The organism is Cytobacillus kochii (assembly GCF_020171845.1).
In the GTDB taxonomy this organism is placed as follows: domain Bacteria; phylum Bacillota; class Bacilli; order Bacillales; family Cytobacillaceae; genus Cytobacillus; species Cytobacillus kochii.
The window spans coordinates 116,547-136,614 of record NZ_JAIVAM010000015.1 but is presented as its reverse complement, the minus strand read 5'-3'; the positions used below and the strand labels follow the sequence as shown (position 1 = coordinate 136,614).

13 protein-coding genes, 21 tRNA genes and 2 rRNA genes are annotated in these 20,068 nt (G+C 38.4%); 33 read left to right on the top strand and 3 right to left on the bottom strand.

All coding sequences use genetic code 11. The annotated features are described in order from the left end of the window. From LCM23_RS22440 to LCM23_RS22305, 28 genes are all read left to right on the top strand, one after another. Window positions 1–156 (top strand): 23S ribosomal RNA (locus LCM23_RS22440); the annotation flags it as partial. 271 nt (window positions 157–427) lie between these two features. Next, window positions 428–544, top strand: a 5S ribosomal RNA gene (gene rrf / locus LCM23_RS22435). Between the two features lie 9 nt (window positions 545–553). After that, window positions 554–629 (top strand) — tRNA-Val (locus tag LCM23_RS22430). Window positions 630–645: 16 nt separating this feature from the next. Then, window positions 646–721: transfer RNA gene (locus LCM23_RS22425), tRNA-Thr, on the top strand. Between the two features lie 14 nt (window positions 722–735). Next, window positions 736–811: transfer RNA gene (locus LCM23_RS22420), tRNA-Lys, on the top strand. A gap of 17 nt (window positions 812–828) precedes the next feature. Next, window positions 829–913: transfer RNA gene (locus tag LCM23_RS22415), tRNA-Leu, on the top strand. A 12-nt stretch (window positions 914–925) separates the two neighbouring features. After that, window positions 926–1,000, top strand: a tRNA-Gly gene (locus LCM23_RS22410). A 6-nt stretch (window positions 1,001–1,006) separates the two neighbouring features. Next, window positions 1,007–1,095 (top strand) — tRNA-Leu (locus LCM23_RS22405). 15 nt (window positions 1,096–1,110) lie between these two features. Beyond that, window positions 1,111–1,184 (top strand) — tRNA-Arg (locus LCM23_RS22400). A gap of 8 nt (window positions 1,185–1,192) precedes the next feature. Further along, a tRNA-Pro gene (locus LCM23_RS22395) sits at window positions 1,193–1,269 on the top strand. A gap of 22 nt (window positions 1,270–1,291) precedes the next feature. Then, window positions 1,292–1,367: transfer RNA gene (locus tag LCM23_RS22390), tRNA-Ala, on the top strand. A gap of 25 nt (window positions 1,368–1,392) precedes the next feature. Beyond that, window positions 1,393–1,469 (top strand) — tRNA-Met (locus LCM23_RS22385). A gap of 13 nt (window positions 1,470–1,482) precedes the next feature. After that, window positions 1,483–1,559 (top strand) — tRNA-Ile (locus LCM23_RS22380). 6 nt (window positions 1,560–1,565) lie between these two features. After that, window positions 1,566–1,658 (top strand) — tRNA-Ser (locus tag LCM23_RS22375). 13 nt (window positions 1,659–1,671) lie between these two features. After that, a tRNA-Met gene (locus LCM23_RS22370) sits at window positions 1,672–1,745 on the top strand. A gap of 3 nt (window positions 1,746–1,748) precedes the next feature. After that, window positions 1,749–1,825 (top strand) — tRNA-Asp (locus LCM23_RS22365). Window positions 1,826–1,844: 19 nt separating this feature from the next. Then, a tRNA-Phe gene (locus tag LCM23_RS22360) sits at window positions 1,845–1,917 on the top strand. A gap of 9 nt (window positions 1,918–1,926) precedes the next feature. Next, window positions 1,927–2,002 (top strand) — tRNA-His (locus tag LCM23_RS22355). 2 nt (window positions 2,003–2,004) lie between these two features. Then, window positions 2,005–2,075 (top strand) — tRNA-Gly (locus LCM23_RS22350). A gap of 7 nt (window positions 2,076–2,082) precedes the next feature. Further along, window positions 2,083–2,159 (top strand) — tRNA-Ile (locus tag LCM23_RS22345). Between the two features lie 10 nt (window positions 2,160–2,169). After that, a tRNA-Asn gene (locus LCM23_RS22340) sits at window positions 2,170–2,244 on the top strand. Between the two features lie 3 nt (window positions 2,245–2,247). After that, window positions 2,248–2,338: transfer RNA gene (locus tag LCM23_RS22335), tRNA-Ser, on the top strand. 3 nt (window positions 2,339–2,341) lie between these two features. Then, window positions 2,342–2,413: transfer RNA gene (locus LCM23_RS22330), tRNA-Glu, on the top strand. Window positions 2,414–2,591: 178 nt separating this feature from the next. After that, a complete protein-coding gene (gene glgB, locus LCM23_RS22325) occupies window positions 2,592–4,481 on the top strand; it encodes a 1,4-alpha-glucan branching enzyme (RefSeq protein ID WP_224938856.1) in 1,890 nt (629 codons plus the stop codon). Continuing rightward, the gene (locus LCM23_RS22320) at window positions 4,474–5,616 is read left to right on the top strand and encodes a glucose-1-phosphate adenylyltransferase (protein WP_224938855.1); all 1,143 of its coding nucleotides are present in this window, start codon (window positions 4,474–4,476) and stop codon (window positions 5,614–5,616) included. Before glgB ends, LCM23_RS22320 begins: the two co-directional genes overlap by 8 nt. 37 nt (window positions 5,617–5,653) lie before the next feature. Then, entirely contained in the window at window positions 5,654–6,682 is a 1,029-nt protein-coding gene (locus LCM23_RS22315) for a GlgC family sugar phosphate nucleotidyltransferase (RefSeq protein WP_224938854.1), read from the top strand. Then, window positions 6,679–8,130: a glycogen synthase GlgA gene (gene glgA, locus LCM23_RS22310; protein WP_224938853.1), complete on the top strand. Its 1,452-nt coding sequence runs from the start codon at window positions 6,679–6,681 to the stop codon at window positions 8,128–8,130. Before LCM23_RS22315 ends, glgA begins: the two co-directional genes overlap by 4 nt. Next, window positions 8,120–10,507 carry a glycogen/starch/alpha-glucan phosphorylase gene (locus LCM23_RS22305; protein WP_224938852.1) on the top strand — a complete coding sequence of 796 codons (2,388 nt, stop codon included), beginning with the start codon at window positions 8,120–8,122 and terminating at the stop codon, window positions 10,505–10,507. The genes glgA and LCM23_RS22305 overlap by 11 nt, the downstream gene beginning before the upstream one ends. A 149-nt stretch (window positions 10,508–10,656) precedes the next feature. Here LCM23_RS22305 and LCM23_RS22300 read toward each other — a convergent pair whose 3' ends face one another. Both LCM23_RS22300 and LCM23_RS22295 read right to left on the bottom strand, forming a co-directional pair. Further along, complete coding sequence (locus tag LCM23_RS22300; RefSeq protein WP_224938851.1) at window positions 10,657–11,523, bottom strand: dimethylarginine dimethylaminohydrolase family protein; 867 nt, start codon at window positions 11,521–11,523, stop codon at window positions 10,657–10,659. 324 nt (window positions 11,524–11,847) lie between these two features. After that, window positions 11,848–12,777, bottom strand: coding sequence for a 1,4-dihydroxy-2-naphthoate polyprenyltransferase (locus tag LCM23_RS22295; RefSeq protein WP_224938850.1), 930 nt, complete (start codon window positions 12,775–12,777; stop codon window positions 11,848–11,850). A gap of 259 nt (window positions 12,778–13,036) precedes the next feature. On the opposite strand from LCM23_RS22295, the gene LCM23_RS22290 reads away from it, so the two are divergent. From LCM23_RS22290 to LCM23_RS22270, 5 genes are all read left to right on the top strand, one after another. Beyond that, window positions 13,037–14,443, top strand: coding sequence for an isochorismate synthase (locus tag LCM23_RS22290; RefSeq protein ID WP_224938849.1), 1,407 nt, complete (start codon window positions 13,037–13,039; stop codon window positions 14,441–14,443). After that, on the top strand, window positions 14,440–16,191 hold the full coding sequence (gene menD / locus LCM23_RS22285; RefSeq protein ID WP_224938848.1) for a 2-succinyl-5-enolpyruvyl-6-hydroxy-3-cyclohexene-1-carboxylic-acid synthase: 1,752 nt from the start codon (window positions 14,440–14,442) through the stop codon (window positions 16,189–16,191). Before LCM23_RS22290 ends, menD begins: the two co-directional genes overlap by 4 nt. After that, a complete protein-coding gene (gene menH, locus LCM23_RS22280) occupies window positions 16,191–17,006 on the top strand; it encodes a 2-succinyl-6-hydroxy-2,4-cyclohexadiene-1-carboxylate synthase (RefSeq protein WP_224938847.1) in 816 nt (271 codons plus the stop codon). The genes menD and menH overlap by 1 nt, the downstream gene beginning before the upstream one ends. A gap of 110 nt (window positions 17,007–17,116) precedes the next feature. Then, on the top strand, window positions 17,117–17,938 hold the full coding sequence (gene menB, locus LCM23_RS22275; RefSeq protein ID WP_095372144.1) for a 1,4-dihydroxy-2-naphthoyl-CoA synthase: 822 nt from the start codon (window positions 17,117–17,119) through the stop codon (window positions 17,936–17,938). A 100-nt stretch (window positions 17,939–18,038) separates the two neighbouring features. Continuing rightward, on the top strand, window positions 18,039–19,526 hold the full coding sequence (locus LCM23_RS22270) for an o-succinylbenzoate--CoA ligase (RefSeq protein ID WP_224938846.1): 1,488 nt from the start codon (window positions 18,039–18,041) through the stop codon (window positions 19,524–19,526). A 31-nt stretch (window positions 19,527–19,557) separates the two neighbouring features. Here the strand turns inward: LCM23_RS22270 and LCM23_RS22265 are convergent, their stop codons facing one another. Continuing rightward, window positions 19,558–20,034, bottom strand: a complete 477-nt coding sequence (locus tag LCM23_RS22265; protein ID WP_224938845.1) for a DinB family protein — start codon at window positions 20,032–20,034, stop codon at window positions 19,558–19,560. Between the last annotated feature and the right edge of the window lie 34 nt (window positions 20,035–20,068).

Genomic DNA, 20,068 nt, shown 5'->3' with positions numbered 1-20,068 from the left:
GCTGAAAGCATCTAAGCATGAAGCCCCCCTCGAGATGAGATTTCCCATAGCGTAAGCTAGTAAGATCCCTGAAAGATGATCAGGTTGATAGGTTAGAGGTGGAAGTGTGGCGACACATGCAGCTGACTAATACTAATCGATCGAGGACTTAACCAATTTGAAATGCGGAGGCGCCTTGTTCAGGTGCGACAAGCATAAGACGGATTTGACAGGAGGTTGTTCTTTAACCTCATGACAAATTTGACTTATGACCTCGAGCACCTAGGCGCCGCAGCTGGACAGCACTACTTATGTAGTACGTCAGCACGCATTCAGGCCATTACTCAATAAATATCTTCTTCAACATTACCTAGTTTTCAGAGAATGATTTAAAAATTCTCTTGAAATTTTCATAAAAGACGTTATAATAATAAATGTCTTTAAAAAGTCCGGTGGCGATAGCGAGAAGGTCACACCCGTTCCCATACCGAACACGGAAGTTAAGCTTCTCAGCGCCGATGGTAGTTAGGGGCTGTCCCCTTGTGAGAGTAGGACGTTGCCGGGCATACATATTGGAGGATTAGCTCAGCTGGGAGAGCATCTGCCTTACAAGCAGAGGGTCGGCGGTTCGATCCCGTCATCCTCCACCATTTTTTGTGTGTATTTGCCGGCCTAGCTCAATTGGTAGAGCAACTGACTTGTAATCAGTAGGTTGGGGGTTCAAGTCCTCTGGCCGGCACCACTCGTGCTTTGTACGAGCCATTAGCTCAGTTGGTAGAGCATCTGACTTTTAATCAGAGGGTCGAAGGTTCGAGTCCTTCATGGCTCACCATTTGATCATCTTAATATGCGGGTGTGGCGGAATTGGCAGACGCACCAGACTTAGGATCTGGCGCCGCAAGGCGTGGGGGTTCGACTCCCTTCACCCGCACCATTTTAAATATTTGCGGAAGTAGTTCAGTGGTAGAACATCACCTTGCCAAGGTGAGGGTCGCGGGTTCGAATCCCGTCTTCCGCTCCAATATGTGCCGGGGTGGCGGAACTGGCAGACGCACAGGACTTAAAATCCTGCGGTAGGTGACTACCGTACCGGTTCGATTCCGGTCCTCGGCACCATTCTTTTAAAATTAAGCGCCCGTAGCTCAATTGGATAGAGCGTTTGACTACGGATCAAAAGGTTAGGGGTTCGACTCCTCTCGGGCGCGTTATGTTTCGGGAAGTAGCTCAGCTTGGTAGAGCACTTGGTTTGGGACCAAGGGGTCGCAGGTTCGAATCCTGTCTTCCCGACCACTAGATATACATATTTATTTTAGGGGCCTTAGCTCAGCTGGGAGAGCGCCTGCTTTGCACGCAGGAGGTCAGCGGTTCGATCCCGCTAGGCTCCACCAATTAATTTTATACAATATATTCTATGGCGGTGTAGCTCAGCTGGCTAGAGCGTACGGTTCATACCCGTGAGGTCGGGGGTTCGATCCCCTCCGCCGCTACCATAGATAGAATGATGGACCTTTAGCTCAGCTGGTTAGAGCAGACGGCTCATAACCGTCCGGTCGTAGGTTCGAGTCCTACAAGGTCCACCATTATTCGGAGGAATACCCAAGTCTGGCTGAAGGGATCGGTCTTGAAAACCGACAGGGGTGTTAAAGCCCGCGGGGGTTCGAATCCCTCTTCCTCCGCCATTCATATTATTATCGCGGGGTGGAGCAGTCCGGTAGCTCGTCGGGCTCATAACCCGAAGGTCGCAGGTTCAAATCCTGCCCCCGCAATCTGGTCCGGTAGTTCAGTTGGTTAGAATGCCTGCCTGTCACGCAGGAGGTCGCGGGTTCGAGTCCCGTCCGGACCGCCATTTACATATTTATTATTTTGGCTCAGTAGCTCAGTCGGTAGAGCAAAGGACTGAAAATCCTTGTGTCGGCGGTTCGATTCCGTCCTGAGCCATTTTTTATGGCGGTTGTGGCGAAGTGGTTAACGCATCGGATTGTGGTTCCGACATTCGTGGGTTCGATTCCCATCAGCCGCCCCATTGCGGGTGTAGTTTAGTGGTAAAACCTCAGCCTTCCAAGCTGATGATGAGGGTTCGATTCCCTTCACCCGCTTAAATAGGGGCCTATAGCTCAGCTGGTTAGAGCGCACGCCTGATAAGCGTGAGGTCGATGGTTCGAGTCCATTTAGGCCCACCATTTATATTATTCCGCAGTAGCTCAGTGGTAGAGCATTCGGCTGTTAACCGAACGGTCGTAGGTTCGAATCCTACCTGCGGAGCCATATGGAGAAGTACTCAAGTGGCTGAAGAGGCGCCCCTGCTAAGGGTGTAGGTCGGGCAACCGGCGCGAGGGTTCAAATCCCTCCTTCTCCGCCAGTTGGCCCCTTGGTCAAGCGGTTAAGACACCGCCCTTTCACGGCGGTAACACGGGTTCGAATCCCGTAGGGGTCATAAAAAAGAAGCTGTCAACTTATGTTGACAGCTTCTTTTTTATGTGGCTAACACTTTTGGATGTTATATTATCTGTCATTAGATGTCAAAATAATTTGAAAAATAACAAGGGATTTTTATACTTAAGACGAATTAATTAAGAAAGAGTAATGTAATACAAGGAGTGGAATGAATTAAAATGAATACAACTGCATACCCCACTGAATTCGAAATGCACTTGTTTCATGAAGGAAGCTTATTTAAGGCATACGAACTGTTTGGATCACACCGTCATAAAGAAGGAGATAATTGGGTTACTTGCTTTACTATCTATGCTCCACATGCCTCCTCAATATCATTAGTTGGCTCTTTTAATCATTGGAATGGCGAAGGTTTTTCATTGGAAAAAGTAAATAATGAGGGGATATGGACAATTCAGCTAGATGGAGATTTAACAGGAGAAATTTATAAATATGCAATTAAGAACAAGGATGAACAAACTTTTTTAAAGGCTGATCCTTTTGCTTTTTGTTCAGAATTACGACCCAGAACTGCTTCGATTGTCTATTCTTTAGAAGATTACAAATGGAAGGACCAAGGCTGGCAAAAGGAAAAACAACAAAGGAAAGCATTTTCAGAACCTATGATGATATATGAGATGCATCTAGGTACATGGAAAAAGAGGAATGGCCTTTTATTGACATACAGTGAACTAGCAGAAGAAATCATTCCTTACGTAAAGGAGCATGGTTTTACACATATTGAATTGATGCCTATAATTGAACACCCTTATGATCGTTCATGGGGGTATCAAGGAACAGGCTATTATTCGGCTACGAGTAGATATGGTGAACCAAAAGATTTAATGTTTTTTATCGATCAATGCCATCAAAATAATATTGGTGTTATTTTAGATTGGGTACCAGGACATTTCTGTAAAGATCAACATGGGCTATATTGTTTAGATGGTGAATATGTTTATGAATACGAAACAGAAGCTGATAGGGAAAATTTTGTTTGGGGTACAGCTAATTTTAATTTAAGTAAAACAGAGGTTCATAGTTTCCTCATATCCAATGCTATTTTTTGGATGGAAAAATACCATGTCGATGGATTTAGAATTGATGCAGTATCAAATATTATTTTTTGGCCTAATAACGAGAAGAGGGAAAATCCATTTGGTATTCAATTTTTACAGAAATTAAATAAAGCTGTGTTTGCTTATGATCCCTCTATCTTGATGATGGCAGAGGATTCTACTGATTGGCCCCAAGTAACGGCTCCTGTTCACTATGGCGGATTAGGTTTCAGTTATAAATGGAATATGGGGTGGATGAATGATGTATTATCTTATATGGAGAAAGCCCCAGGTGAACGACAATACCACCATAATAAAATGACTTTTTCTTTAATGTATGCATACTCCGAAAATTTTCTCTTACCGTTATCACATGATGAGGTTGTCCATGGGAAGAAATCCCTGCTAGACAAGATGCCAGGAGATTATTGGCAAAAATTTGCCCAATATCGTTTGCTCTTAGGTTTTATGATGACACATCCAGGTAAAAAGCTGTTATTTATGGGGTTTGAGCTAGGACAATTTGCCGAGTGGAAAGATGAAGAACAGTTGGATTGGCACTTACTTCAGTATGAAATGCATGCAAAAACGAATCATTATGTGAAGAAGTTAATAAAGTTATATAAGAGATCTAAATCATTATATGAATGGGACCACAGATCAGAAGGTTTTGAGTGGATTGATGCTAATAACCATCAGCAATCCATTTTTTCATTTATTCGTAAAGGAGTAGAAGAAGAAGAAATATTAATTGTTGTATGTAACTTTTCCCCTCAAGTATATATGAATTTTCGAATGGGTGTTCCTAAAAATGGGAGTTATAGAGAAGTGTTTAATAGTGATAATCATGAATTTGGTGGCTCTCATTGTATTAATAAACGAGTATTAAATACAAAAAAACAATCCTACCATGGAAAACCATACAGCATCGAAATGACGATACCACCATTCGGTATTTCAGTTTTACGTCCTGTTAGAAAAAGAAAAAGGAGTGATGTTGTAAATGGCTAACAAGAAATGTGTAGCGATGCTGCTTGCTGGAGGTAAAGGAAGCCGCCTTAATTCTTTGACGAAGGAGCTTGCTAAACCAGCTGTCCCTTTTGGAGGTAAATACCGCATCATCGATTTTACACTTAGTAATTGTACAAATTCAGGTATCGATACAGTCGGTGTACTAACACAATATCAACCGCTAATACTCAATTCATATATTGGCATAGGAAGCGCATGGGATTTGGATAGAAGAAATGGCGGCGTGACAGTACTTCCCCCTTACAGTGAATCTTCTGAAGTCAAATGGTATACAGGTACGGCAAGTGCTATCTATCAAAATATCAATTATTTAGAGCAACATAACCCCGAATATGTATTAATTTTATCAGGTGACCATATTTACAAAATGAACTATGACTTAATGCTAGATTACCATATTAGTAAAGGAGCTGATGCGACAATCTCTGTTATAGAGGTCCCGTGGCATGAAACAAATCGTTTTGGTATTATGAATACTTCTTTAGATATGAGAATAGAAGATTTTGAAGAAAAACCTGAGCAAGCAAAGAATAATTTAGCATCAATGGGCATTTATATCTTTAAATGGTCAGTACTAAATGAGTTTTTACAAAAGGATAATCAAAATAAGGACTCAAGCCATGATTTTGGAAAAGATATTATTCCTGAGATGTTGAAGTTAAATAAGAAACTTTATGCCTATCCTTTTAATGGTTATTGGAAAGACGTCGGTACAGTTCAAAGTCTATGGGAAGCTAATATGGATTTATTAGATGAAAATTGTGAGTTAAATCTTTTTGATCAAGACTGGAGAATTTACTCAGTTAATCCTAACCATCCTCCACAATATATTTCTCCACAAGCAAAGGTCAAACAATCTTTAGTAAATGAAGGATGTACGATTGAAGGCGAGGTAATCAAATCAGTTCTCTTTCAAGGTGTAGCGATTGATAAAGGGTCTGTTATTAAAGAATCAGTAGTTATGCCAAATACAAGGATTGGTAAGAATGTCATATTAGAAAAGGTCATTGTCCCTTCAAATATAGTTATACCAGATGGGACAGTAATTAAAGAAAGAAAAGAAACAAGTGAAGTATTGTTAATCACGCCAGAAAGTATTTGTCATTTTGCATAAATGTAGAACCGTATGATTTTTACTGGGGGGATATTGATTGAATAATCGTTTATTAGGAGTCATTGATGCGACAACTTATCATAAGGGACTGGATGAGTTAACCCTTCATCGTTCTTTAGCTGCTGTTCCTTTTGCTGGAAGATATAGACTAATAGATTTTATTCTCTCTAATATGGTCAATTCAGGAATAGAGAGTGTGGCGATTTTTCCGAAATATCAATACCGATCTTTGATGGATCATCTAGGATCGGGGAAGAACTGGGATTTAGATAGAAAAAGAGATGGTCTTTTCTTCTTCCCATCACCGATGATTGATAGTTCAAATAGTGGGATTGGTTCATTTAATCATTTTGTTGCTAACATTGATTATTTTTATCGTAGTTCACAAGATTATGCATTAATTGCTAATTGCTATACCGTTTGTAATATTGATTTCTCACCAGTTTTACAGCGGCATATTCAATCTGGCTGTGATATTACGTCAATTCAACAGCTAAATCAACCTTTAGAGATGTATTTGGTCAAAAAAGATCTTCTAATAGATATGATTCAAACTCGCAGACAAACAGGTTATACATGCATAAGTGATATTATGGCTGATATCCATCAGCCTTACACAATTTGTCATTATGAATATAAGGGGGAGGCAGTAACTATCGATTCTGTCCAATCTTATTTTCAAGCGAGCATGGAACTACTAACCCCTGATGTCTGGAGAAATTTATTTTTAAGAGATTTTCCAATCTATACAAAAGTAAAAGATGAACCGCCAACAAGATATCTAAATGGTTGTGAAGTAAAGAATTCTATTGTGGCCAACGGTTGCCAAATAGAAGGAAAAGTAGAAAATAGTATTATTGCTAGGGGTGTAAAAGTCGGTAAAAATACGATAGTAAGAAACTGTGTGATTATGCAGAAATGTGAGATTCAAGAGGGGTGTGTATTAGATTCTGTTATTTTAGATAAAGATGTGAAAGTAGAAGAAGGAACCTACTTAACATGCACACAATCGGTCCCTTTTGTTGTTAAAAAAGGGTCAATTCAAGGAGCGTTGATGAATTCGTGAAAGTATTATTTGCCGTCTCAGAATGTGTCCCTTTTATTAAATCAGGTGGATTAGCAGATGTCGCAGGTTCGTTACCGAAGGAATTAACGAAACAAGGGACGGAAGTAAGAATAATATTACCGAAGTATGGGAACATCCCTGCCTTATATAAGAATAAGACAAAAAAGATAGCCGAATTCGTAGTCGCTGTTGGCTGGCGCAATCAATATTGTGGAATTGAAGTGCTCGAGTTAAATGATATTACTTTTTATTTTGTAGATAATGAATACTATTTTAAGAGAGAAAAATTATATGGTTACGATGATGATGGTGAGCGATTTGCTTATTTTAATAGAGCTGTATTAGAAACACTGGCACAGCTCGACTATTATCCTGATATTATTCATTGCCATGATTGGCATACAGGCATGATTCCTTTTTTATTAAGAGTTCATTATCAAAAAAGAAGTGGGTATGAATTGATTAAAACAGTCTTTACGATTCATAATTTACACTTTCAAGGTGTCTTCCCTAAAGATGCCATTCATGATTTGTTTGGGTTGGGGTTTGAGTATTATCGTGAAGATCAATTAAAGTATTATGATTGTATTAATTTTATGAAAGGTGCCATAGTAGCAGCTGATCAAATAACAACTGTAAGTCCTACGTATAGAGATGAGATTCTAACAGATTATTTTGGTGAGGGATTGAATGGTTTGTTACAGGAAAGAAATGACCATTTAATTGGGATATTGAATGGAATTGATGAAGACGTCTATCACCCAGAGAAAGATGCGACGATTTATCAAGCATTTCATTCAGAGCAATGGCTATTAAAGAAGGAAAACAAGGCATATTTACAAAAAATATTCGATTTAAAGATAGATCGGAATACCCCCATTGTGGCTATGATCACAAGGTTAACAAAACAAAAAGGTATGGACTTAATAGAGAGAGTATTCCATGAAATGATGCAAGAAAATGTGCAATTTATTCTTATTGGTACAGGCGATATAGCGTTTGAAGATTTCTTCAGAAAAATGGAAGCAAATTACGGGGAAAAATGTAAATGTTATATTGGGTTCAATGAAGAAGTAGCGCATCAAGTATATGCGGGTGCTGATCTATTTTTGATGCCGTCTAAGTTCGAGCCTTGTGGATTAGGTCAACTCATTGCGATGAAATATGGTGCCATTCCTATAGTAAGAGAAACAGGAGGGTTGAATGATACCGTACAGTCTTATAATGACCAGACAGGTGAGGGCTGGGGGTTCACTTTTAAAAATTTTAACGCACATGATATGCTCTATACTTATCGTCGAGCACTAGCATATTATCGGAATCAACCACTGTGGAGTCAATTAGTTATAACTGCTATGGAAAAAGATTATAGTTGGGCACAATCCGCTTTTAAATATAATCAATTATATTCAGATGTGATCTCTAGGAGTGAGAGCCATGTTTTCTAATACAGAAGAATTTAAAGAGGCATTTTTAAAGAAGCTAGAGATGACATGCGGAAAAAGCTTTGCTGATAGCACAGAAAAAGATCATTACTATACATTGGGCTTATTAATACGTGAGTATGTAAGTACGGAATGGATTAATACCAATGAGCGTTACAGGATAGACCAAGTAAAGCAGGTTTATTATTTGTCGATAGAGTTTTTATTAGGTCGACTACTTCGAAACAACTTATTAAATTTAGGGATAGAGCAAGTGGTGTCTGCTGGGTTGCAAGATTTAGGTATCGAATTAAGCTCTTTAGAGGAAGTAGAATCAGATGCAGGATTAGGTAATGGAGGTTTAGGTCGATTAGCAGCCTGTTTCCTTGACTCATTAGCTTCTCTTAATTTGCCTGGCCATGGTTGTGGGATTAGATACAAGCACGGGTTATTCGAACAAAAAGTGGTTGATGGATATCAAGTAGAACTACCCGATCAATGGTTAAGAAATGGTCATGTCTGGGAAGTGAGAAAGGCAGATTTATCAGTTGAAATTCCGTTTTGGGGAGAAGTAGATATACGTGAAGAAAATGGCAGACAAGTGTTTCAACATATCCATGCTGAAAGAGTGACTGCAGTACCATATGATATGCCAGTCGTCGGGTATCATACTGAAACGATTAATACACTTAGGTTATGGAGTGCAGAGCCAGTCCGTTATCCAACCAATCAAGATGTATTAAAATATAAAAAAGAGACTGAAGCAATATCTGAGTTTTTATATCCTGATGATACGCAAGATGAAGGCAAAATACTGAGGTTAAAACAACAATATTTTTTAGTTCGTGCAAGTCTTCAGTCGATCATACGCTCATTTAAAAGACAGCATAAGGATATGAAGGAATTCCATCAATATATTAGTATTCATATTAATGATACGCATCCAGTATTAGCGATTCCAGAATTAATGAGGATATTAATTGATGAAGAAAAGCTTGGTTGGGATGATGCCTGGGAAGTAACTACACAAACAATTTCTTACACTAATCATACGACCTTATCTGAAGCACTAGAAAAATGGCCAGTTCGTATTTTCCAACCGTTATTACCAAGAATGTATATGATTGTAAATGAGATCAATGAACGGTTCTGTGCAAAGCTTTGGGAAAAGTATCCTGGCAAATGGCAGCATATCGAAAACATGGCGATTATTGCTCATGACCAAGTAAAAATGGCTCATTTGGCTATTGTAGGTAGCCATAGTGTAAACGGAGTGGCTGCACTCCATACCGAGATATTAAAATATCGCGAAATGCATTCATTTTATCAGTTTTTTCCTAAGAAGTTTAATAATAAAACAAATGGCATTACGCATCGTAGCTGGTTACTTAAATCTAATCAGTCGCTTGCTGATTTAATAACAGAAAGGTTAGGAGCGGAATGGATTCGCGATCCTGAGCAAATGGCATTATTATTAAAATATGAAAATGATACAGACTTGTTAACGAGACTTGCTGATATTAAACACGCAAATAAAGAAAATCTTGCCGATCGTATTTTTACGCAAACAGGAATAAAAATTGATACACATTCCATATTCGATATTCAAGTAAAGAGACTACATGCATATAAGAGACAACTATTAAATATTTTTCATGTCATGTATTTATATAATCGAATCAAAGAAGATGAGAGTTTTAAAATGCATCCCCGTACCTTCATTTTTGGTGCGAAAGCTTCTCCAGGATATTATTTTGCTAAGAAGGTAATAAAGCTCATTAATACTGTTGCTAAAAAGGTAAATAATGACCCTAAAACAAATGAATACCTTAAGGTAATTTTCCTTGAGAACTATCGGGTATCACTGGCAGAGGATGTTTTTCCTGCAGCAGACATTAGTGAGCAAATTTCGACGGCAAGTAAAGAAGCATCTGGAACTGGAAATATGAAATTCATGATGAATGGTGCGATTACTGTTGGAACGATGGATGGTGCTAATGTTGAAATTCATGAGCGCGTAGGTGATGAGAATATTTTTATCTTCGGTTTACGCTCTGATGAGGTCAATCATTATTATGCTCATGGTGGTTATCAAGCGACTGAATATTATCATCATGATCATCGAATCCGGCAAGTAATGGACCAGTTAAGAAATGGTTTCTTTCCAGATGTATTTGATGAATTTGACCCCATTTATGATTCGCTAATTATGGAAAATGACCAATATTTTGTTTTACGTGATTTCTCTAGCTATGTTCATATTCAGGAAAAAGCGGGGTACGCTTATGAAAAACAGGAGAAATGGCGGAAAATGAGCCTTAACAATATCGCTAAATCGGGTTACTTTTCCAGCGACCGAACAATTAATGAATATGCCCAAGGGATATGGAGAATTAAATAGATAAAAAAAGCAGGAGTGTGCTTCATTATACACACTTCTGCTTTTTATTTATGTTGGACCTTATAAGCACTTGTACAAATATATTATAAATGCTAGAAAAAACGGAGAGAGTGTCTAAATTTCTTATTCACCCAATCTTATCTATTCCCTCAATCAAAATAGGTTGGGTCTGTTAAACGTAATAGGGGCATTGTGCAACAGCGGAAGGCACCACCGGATTTTATGATTTCAGAAATATCTACTTCGATTACTTCAAAGCCTCTTTGACTCAGAGCTCGATTTACTTGTGAATTGATTGGTTGTGAGAATACTTGTCTATTACCTACAGAAAGGACATTTGTTCCTAGTGTGAACTGTTCTTCTTTAGAGACCTCAATAATGTCATATCTTGAATATAAATATTCTTCTACTTTTTTATCCATTTGTCCTGGATATAGGAGTGCTTCTGTAGGAGACAGCACGTTAAAGATACAGTCTAAATGTAAAAAGGATTTAGTGAATGGTACTGGTAATACTTTCATATGTGGTAATTTAGATTGTAAATATTGAATACCAATCGTATCGGAACGGTCACTTTGTCCAATATAAACGGTATCTTGATCGATAATGACATCTCCACCTTCAACATGACCATGTTTTATGTTGTTATAAGATACATTATGAGATTTTAACCACTCTTGTAAAATATCTTCCTCACCATGTCTTATTTTCGTTGCCATCGCAGCGATAAATACAGTGTCCCCAAGGGTGAAACCAATGTCACGCGTAAATACTTGTTCAGGATAGTTTTTACCTGGAGGTAAAAGTACGACCTCAATCCCTAAATCTTTTAATTTTGCAACGAATTGTTGATGCTGAATGATGGCTTGCTCCACATTAAAGCCTTTATCAGAATACCTTCTTTGTGTTTCATTGATTTGATTCTCAATATTCATGTAGGTTGGTTCGCATAATACGACAGTCTTTAAACGGCTATACTCGGTACTACATTGTGCTTTATACTGACTATCCAGCATCTTTCATCCTCCTTACAATCTTTAGTGAGATTTCGTCCTTTGTATCTATTCCTATTTAGCATCTTACATGGGTGAATTCAGGATGTATTAAGTTTTTATCTTGATTATTAGTAGGTTTCACTGTTGCTTTTCTTATAATATGACCTAGTTCAAATACTTTAGTCGCTTTCTAGATGTGCCGTTGTTGGTTGGAATAAGTGAAAAATTGCGATAATTATTCATTTATTTTATCATTTTATGGTACGCTAAGCAGAGATTGAATGCTAAAAAAAGTAGGAAAAAGCGCCTTATAAGTAAAAGGCGCTTAGCAAAATGCTACTGATTTTATAGAATATATCCGATTAATAATCCTATAGAAAGTAGTAATCCAAATACAGTGTTTGTTTGGGCAGTATTTTTCATTGCTGGGACCATCTCATATGCAATTGTCTTGCCTTTAAAGCCTTTAATGGCATTGATTGGTTTCGGCGCACTTAGCACTACGAGTGCAAGCCATGGTGAAACAATTTGCATTACAATTAAAATAAATACCCATATATATGAAACGATAAACATGGTTGCTAATAATTTTACGGCTTTTGGACGTCCGATTAAAATAGCTAATGTTTTTCGACCAAATTCCTTGTCCCCATCTAAGTCTCGTATATTATTAGAGAGCATAATACCTCCAACTAATAAAAGACTAGGAATGGCCACAAGAACACTTGTCGTAGTTACTGTACCAGTTTGAATAAAAAATGAGATTAAAATAAGTAACATACCCATAACAAAACCAGAAATAATTTCACCAAAAGGTGTATAGGCAATTGGTAATGGCCCACCTGTGTATAAATAGCCAATAGCCATACCTAGAAGTCCAACAGCTGCTAACCACCAACTGCTATTCATGCAAATATAAATCCCTATCAAGATGGAAGCGCCGTATAACCCTAAAGCGGAGTTAAGCACAACATGTGGTTTAATCCCTTCTCTAACAATTGCTCCACCAATCCCTACAGACTCAGCTGTGTCATTGCCGCGTTTGAAGTCATAATATTCATTGAACATATTCGTTGCAATTTGAAGGAAAAGACTAGCAACCATCATGGCGATAAAAAGGCCAGCATCTATCGACGTTTCATAAATAGCCAATGCGCTACCTAGTAATACAGGAACAAAGGCAGCTGTTAATGTATGTGGACGTGTTAATTGCCACCAGATTTGCCATTTCTTCTTCGTAGAATGTGGCGTGTTTATATTAGGTTGTGTTTGCACTTTTTAGTACCTCCAGTTAAGTCAAATAAAACAAATCACTTTCTTAAGTTTAGGTAATGTCCTATTAAGTGTCAATTGAATTTTGAAAGAAGCGAAGGAGGATATTTCCTACTAAAGAACGAACAGTGCTTATTTTACTCAAAATAATATATAATAAGGAAGTGTATTGATTGGAATGATTGACAGCATTTAAGCAAGAGGTGTATCTTTAATGAATGAAGAATAGCAGCTGATTGTAGCTGTTATTGGAGGGATTTTTTTGTTTACTTTACAGCACACAGAATTTAAAGAAGGGTTTATTGAAGCGTTATCGAAAGCACAACGAACGAACCATGATATTTTATTTAGTGAGGTTTGTGAGATCGATTGCATAGATCCTTTAGCTTTTTTTGGAGCAGGAAAAAAGACAGAACTAGGTGATCGGTTTTTTTGGACAGGTTCTGATAATGAGGTTGTAATAACTGGTGTTGGTATTAACTATTTATTTCAATCGGATCAGACTACTGACCGCTTTTTTTATGTGCAAAAAAAGTGGCAGTCATTGCTTGATGATGCAATAATCCATAATTCATACTCAATCGACGCGATTGGTCCAACATTATTTGGTGGATTCACTTTCGATCCTCTGAAAGAAAAGACCAAATTATGGAGTCAATATAAGCATACAGATTTTCATCTACCGCAATATATGTGCACGATTGCTGGTGGTCGTGCTTTTTTAACAACGAATATGCTTGTTCATCCAAACGATAGAGAAGAACGCATAGAGGATATGTTAGAGGAACGTAGGCAATTATTACAAAATGCTAAAATATTACCTACTAGGATCAATAACAAGGTGATTGCCCAACATGAGGTGGCGTCTGGGGAATGGAAGAAAGCTGTCGCACAAGTAGTAGATGAGATGAGAAAAAACGTTATACAAAAAGTGGTTTTGGCAAGAGAAACGAGACTTACTTTTGCTCATCCTGTACAAATTGAAAGCGTCCTACAAAACCTTTTAGACAAGCAAAAAAACAGCTTTATCTTTGCCTTTGAGTCAGGGTCTGATTGTTTTATTGGAGCGACACCAGAACGGTTAGTGAAAAAACAAGGTCATACGCTTTATACGACTTGTTTAGCGGGCTCAATGAAAAGAGGAGAGACAAAGGAAGAGGATGATGCTCTCGGGAAAGAATTATTACAAGATGAAAAAAATCTCCAAGAGCATCAATACGTTGTAGATATGATTCGTCAAGCGATGGAAATGGTAGGTACAGAAGTCGAATTACCTGAGGGTCCTCAACTTTTAAAATTAAGAGATATTCAACATCTTTATACGCCAGTTATTGCAGCAGCTAGTAAGGAAGGATCGCTCTTGGCAATTATAGAAAAACTCCACCCAACACCAGCTCTAGGTGGAGTTCCGACAGAAAAAGCTATAGAAGTCATTAGGGATTTAGAGATTTTGGACAGAGGATTATATGGCAGCCCAATTGGCTGGCTTGATTACCAAGGCAATGGAGATTTTGCGGTGGCATTGCGATCAGGATTAATACAAGATAATGAGGCTTCGATCTTTGCTGGCTGTGGCGTTGTGAAAGATTCTGAAGTTGAAAGTGAATATCAGGAAACGAAAATTAAGTTTAGACCAATGTTATCAGCGCTTGGAGGGGAACTGAAATGAGCCATCAACAGGCTTTAACTAAATACATTGCGGCTTTCATTTCTGAGTTAGTAAAAAATGGGGTAGAAGATGTGGTCGTCAGTCCTGGATCTCGTTCTACGCCCATGGCTATGGTAATGGCTGAGCACCCAGATCTTCAAGTCCATATCCATGTTGATGAACGTTCGGCAGCTTTCTTTGCTCTTGGAATAGCCAAAGGAACAAAACGTCCAGTCGCCATTTTATGTACTTCGGGTACTGCAGCAGCAAATTACTATCCTGCGATAATCGAAGCCTTTTACTCTCGAGTACCTCTACTTGTCTTTACTGCAGACCGCCCTCATGAACTAAGAGATATAGGCGCGCCACAAGCTATCGACCAAATTCAAATGTACGGAAAACATGTCAAATGGTTTGCAGAAATGGCACCACCTGAAAATGGGCCTTCGATGATTAATTATGTCCGTACGGCTGCTGTAAGAGCAGTTGCTACTGCGAAGAGGAATCCAGAAGGTCCTGTTCATATGAATTTTCCGTTTAGGGAACCGCTCATCCCTGACCTAAACGATCCGGAGATTTTCCTTAGCTCTTCTAGAGAAGAAAAGTATATGACAGTGTCATCATCTATTTTAACAGTGGATGATGCCCAATTTGATACTTTTGCGCAAACTGTTTCAACATATAATAAAGGAATGATTATCTGCGGACCTATGGATGATGCGGACCTTTCACATAAGATTGTTGAACTTGGAAAGGCACTACAATTTCCGATTATTGCTGATCCACTTTCACAATTACGCAGTGGACGCCATGAACAAAGCCAAATCATTGATGCATATGATGCCATTTTGAAAAGTGAGACAGCGAAAGTTGAGTTGCAACCTGAATTAATCATTCGTTTTGGGGCGATGCCAGTATCGAAACCGTTGTTACTGTTTATGAAGCAATATCCAGAAACGCGTCAATTAATTGTCGATGGTGGAGGAGGCTTCAGAGATCCCTCATTGTTATCAACAGATATGATTTATTGTGATGAGAAACAATTTTGTGAAGAACTGATTCTTCGTGCCAATGCTTTTGCTATTAAAGAGAATGGCTATCTTACTTTATGGCAGGACGTTAATGAAGTGGCAAAAAAAGAAATGGTAAAAGTGTTGGAGATTGAACAACTCAATGAGGGAAAGATATTTGCCCAATTAGGTCAGTTACTGCCTGAAGAGTCTACGGTTTTCGTTGGGAATAGCATGCCCATTCGGGATTTAGATAGCTTTTATTTTGTTAATAACAAATCTATGAGGATTATAGGTAATAGAGGAGCAAATGGTATTGACGGCACAATTTCCACAGCGCTAGGCGTGGCAATGCATACACAACCACTTTACTTAATTGTTGGAGATTTGACCTTTTTCCACGACTTGAATGGGTTGATTGCTAGTAAACTCTACCATATTCCTATTACGATTATTGTTATTAATAATAATGGCGGAGGGATCTTCTCTTTCTTACCACAATCAGAACACCCGAAGCATTTTGAATTATTATTTGGTACGCCATTGAACATAGATTTCTCACACAGTGTAACAATGTTTGGTGGAGATTATATAAAGGTGGAAGATTGGCAGCAGTTCTCGGAAGCAATTGCGACGGAGACATCTCATTTAAAGGTAATTGAGGTTATGACCAATAGAGAAAATAATGTAAAAGAGCATCGGAATTTGTGGGAATCTGTTTCCCGGGAAATAGATAAGAGAATAAAGGACGAAGAGTAATGGACTTTTTCTACAATAACGTGAAATATCATGTCGAAACTTTCGGTAATGGTGAACCAATCATGGCACTTCATGGATTTACAGGTAATAGCAACGGTTGGCGATTTTATTCAGAAATAATATCTGATCGAACAATCATTGCACCGGATATTATTGGTCACGGACAGTCAGAATCACCGGAACATATTTCTCATTATCAGATTGAAGAGCAAGCGGCTATGCTTGCACATTTAATAAACGTTATGAAGATAAGTAAAGTTGATGTAATTGGCTATTCAATGGGTGGGCGTTTAGCCATTACCTTTGCTCTGCTTTTTCCAGAAAAGGTCCATCGCCTGATCCTTGAGAGTACAACACCAGGAATTAACTCTATTGAAGATAGAGAAAAACGTATGATAAATGATATGAAAATCTGTCAATTGATTAAAGATAAAGAAATAGAGGGATTTGTGAATTATTGGGAAAATATTCCTTTGTTCGCAAGTCAAAAGAAATTAACAGCACATAAGAGAGAGCAGGTACGTACGCAACGTCTGAGAAATAACCCCCAAGGGTTAATAAATAGTCTTATTGGGATGGGTACTGGTGCGCAACCTAGTTGGTGGACAGCGATAGCTAAGCTTCAGATGCCAGTCCTTATTTTGACCGGTTCAATCGATCAAAAGTTTTGTACGATTGGTGAAGAGATGTCTATGCGTATTCAGCGTGCTACACATCAAACGATTGAAAAATCAGGCCATACCGTTCACCTTGAAAAACCTTTACAGTATGTGGATGAAATAGAGACATTTTTATTGGAAACATCAACCTATTAGAAGAAAATGATGAAAAAAGGTGTGTTTTTCGTCAATTATTGCTAAAATATGATAGGAAGCACTATTTAAAACTACAAATTGAGTTAGTAATATAGAAGGAGGAATTCGAAATGTCAGCAGTAGAATGGGTAGCAGGCCGTAAGTATGAAGAAATTCTATATGAAACATATAACGGTATTGCTAAAATTACAATTAACCGTCCGCACGTACATAATGCGTTCACACCAAAAACTGTAATGGAATTAATGGATGCATTTGCATACGCACGAGATGATTCTAATGTAGGTGTAATCGTTCTTACAGGAGCAGGGGATAAAGCTTTCTGTTCTGGTGGGGACCAAAAAGTCCGTGGACATGGCGGATATGTTGGAGATGACCAGATTCCTCGTTTGAACGTACTGGACTTACAACGATTAATTCGTGTCATTCCGAAACCTGTCATTGCAATGGTAAAAGGTTATGCTATCGGTGGTGGACATGTTCTTCACGTTGTTTGTGATTTAACAATTGCTGCAGATAATGCTGTATTTGGTCAAACAGGCCCTAAAGTTGGTAGCTTTGATGCTGGTTATGGTTCTGGTTACTTGGCACGTCTTGTAGGCCATAAGAAAGCGCGTGAGATTTGGTTCTTATGCCGTCAATATAACGCACAAGAAGCTTTAGATATGGGACTAGTTAATACAGTAGTGCCACTTGAAAAAGTAGAAGAGGAAACGATTCAATGGTGTGAAGAAATTCTATCAAAAAGTCCAACTGCGATTCGTTTCTTAAAAGCTGCATTTAATGCAGATACAGATGGTCTAGCAGGCCTTCAACAGTTTGCTGGAGATGCAACCCTTCTTTACTATACTTCTGATGAAGCAAAAGAAGGAAGAGACGCATTTAAAGAAAAACGTGATCCGGACTTTGGACAATTCCCACGTTTCCCTTAATGAAATGATAAATGAGCAGCTTGATGGGATAACCATCAAGCTGTTTTGCCATTGTTTCTTTTTAGGATTCGTTGTGACTATATTAAAGAAGGTGTCTGTTTTGTCTAATCAAGAGATGCAAAATTTTATTTATAAACGCTTTTTATCTACACCGAAAAGAGAAGCATTTTATTACGAAGGAAAAAGTTATACTTTTGAAACCGTTTATCATGAAGCATATCGGTGGGCTGGTATTTTATCAGCAAAAGGAGTAAAGCAATCACAATTCGTCGGTGTACTGCTTAAGAATAATCTTCAATCGGTTTTCATTTTATTCGCTTTGCAACTTCTTGGCGTTAAAGCGGTAATATTAAACAGTAGACTAACGAGTAAAGAAATTATTTGGCAACTACAGGATTCGGAGTCTGTCTTTTTTATTACTGAAGAGGCTTTTAAAAAAGTTAGAGCTGATGTTGAAATAGAAGTATCATCCCTTTGTTTACTTATGAAAGAGGAAATCATGGATGATGAATACGAGGAGCCTATGATAGTAAGCGAAGTCCAATTAGATCATATTTGTACAATTATGTACACGTCAGGCACGACAGGTCATCCAAAAGGTGTGATGCAAACTTACGGTAATCACTTATGGAGTGCTGTTGGCTCAAGTTTAAACCTTGGACTAAGGGATGATGATGTATGGTTATGTGCTGTCCCGTTATTTCATATAAGCGGTTTCTCCATTCTTATGAGAGGACTCATATATGGTCATAAGATTGTACTACTTGATAGTTTCGATGCGGATAAAACGATTACACTGATCCGTGAGCAAAAAGTGACCATTATGTCTGCGGTCAGTACGATGTTGAAGAAAATGGTAGAACGTTTGCAACAGCAGCCGTTGCACGATTCATTTCGCTGTATGTTACTTGGAGGGGGACCGGCATCGCGTGCACTATTAGAAGATTCCGTTTCTTGTGGTATCCCGGTTTATCAAACATATGGGATGACAGAGACATCCTCACAAATCGTAACATTATCACCTGAGGATAGTATTAAAAAGTTAGGTTCGGCTGGTAAAGCCTTATTTCCTTCTCAAGTAAAGATATGTCGAGAGACTGGTGAAGTGGCAGAGGCGAATGAATCGGGTGAAATTTTTGTTAAAGGGCCGAATGTAACAAGTGGTTATTTAGGAAAAGATGAGGCAACTGCTGAAAAAATTCAACAAGGTTGGTTAGCAACAGGGGATATTGGCCTTCTAGATGAAGATGGCTTTCTTTATGTGCTTGACCGTCGCTCTGATTTGATTATTTCAGGTGGAGAAAATGTGTATCCTGCTGAAGTAGAAGGAATTGTTTCAGCTCATCCAGCTGTTGATGATACAGGTGTGATAGGTATGAAAGATTCCACCTGGGGAGAAGTGCCGGTAGCATTTGTTGTAATCAAGAAAAATGCAGAAGTTTCTCATAAAGAGCTCGAGGAATATTGCCAAGAAAAATTAGCGAAGTACAAAATTCCGAAGAGATTCTTTATTGTCGATGAAATTCCAAGAAACGCTGCTAAAAAAATCTTGCGAAGAGAACTAAGAAAAATGGTACAAGTATTTTAAAGGAGAAAATCCGAACGATTGTTCGGATTTTCTAATGAGATGACTTGATTAATTTCTTCAAATAAGCTATCTGCCCTATATGGTAAGCGTTGTGTGAAGTGACATTGGCAATGATTGCCCACCACTGGGCTGTAACAGGAAACCCTTCGACATGTTGATCCAATAATTCATTGGTTGTTAGGAGTTTTTGCCAGTGTTTTAACTTAACTAAGAGTGAAGCTTTTAAATCTGAAAAGCTTTTTCCTTTAGGAACGAAAAAGCTCCAATCATTATTTTCGATTCGTTGAACTGCCCCAACATTTTTTTCTTTAAAGCGAATATGCCAAACTTCATTCCAGTAAATGAGATGTTGTGTTATTTCGGCTATGCTGTGACTTTTATCGTTTGGCTTTATAAACGCTTCTTCTTCACTAATTTCATCAACCGTTTGCAAGAAGGGGGTATACCAACTAGGATCATCTGCATTTGCGGCTAACTGATCTAATAATACTTCTCTCGCCTCAGTCATTCATCTTCCTCCTAATGAATTTTTACTTTATGCA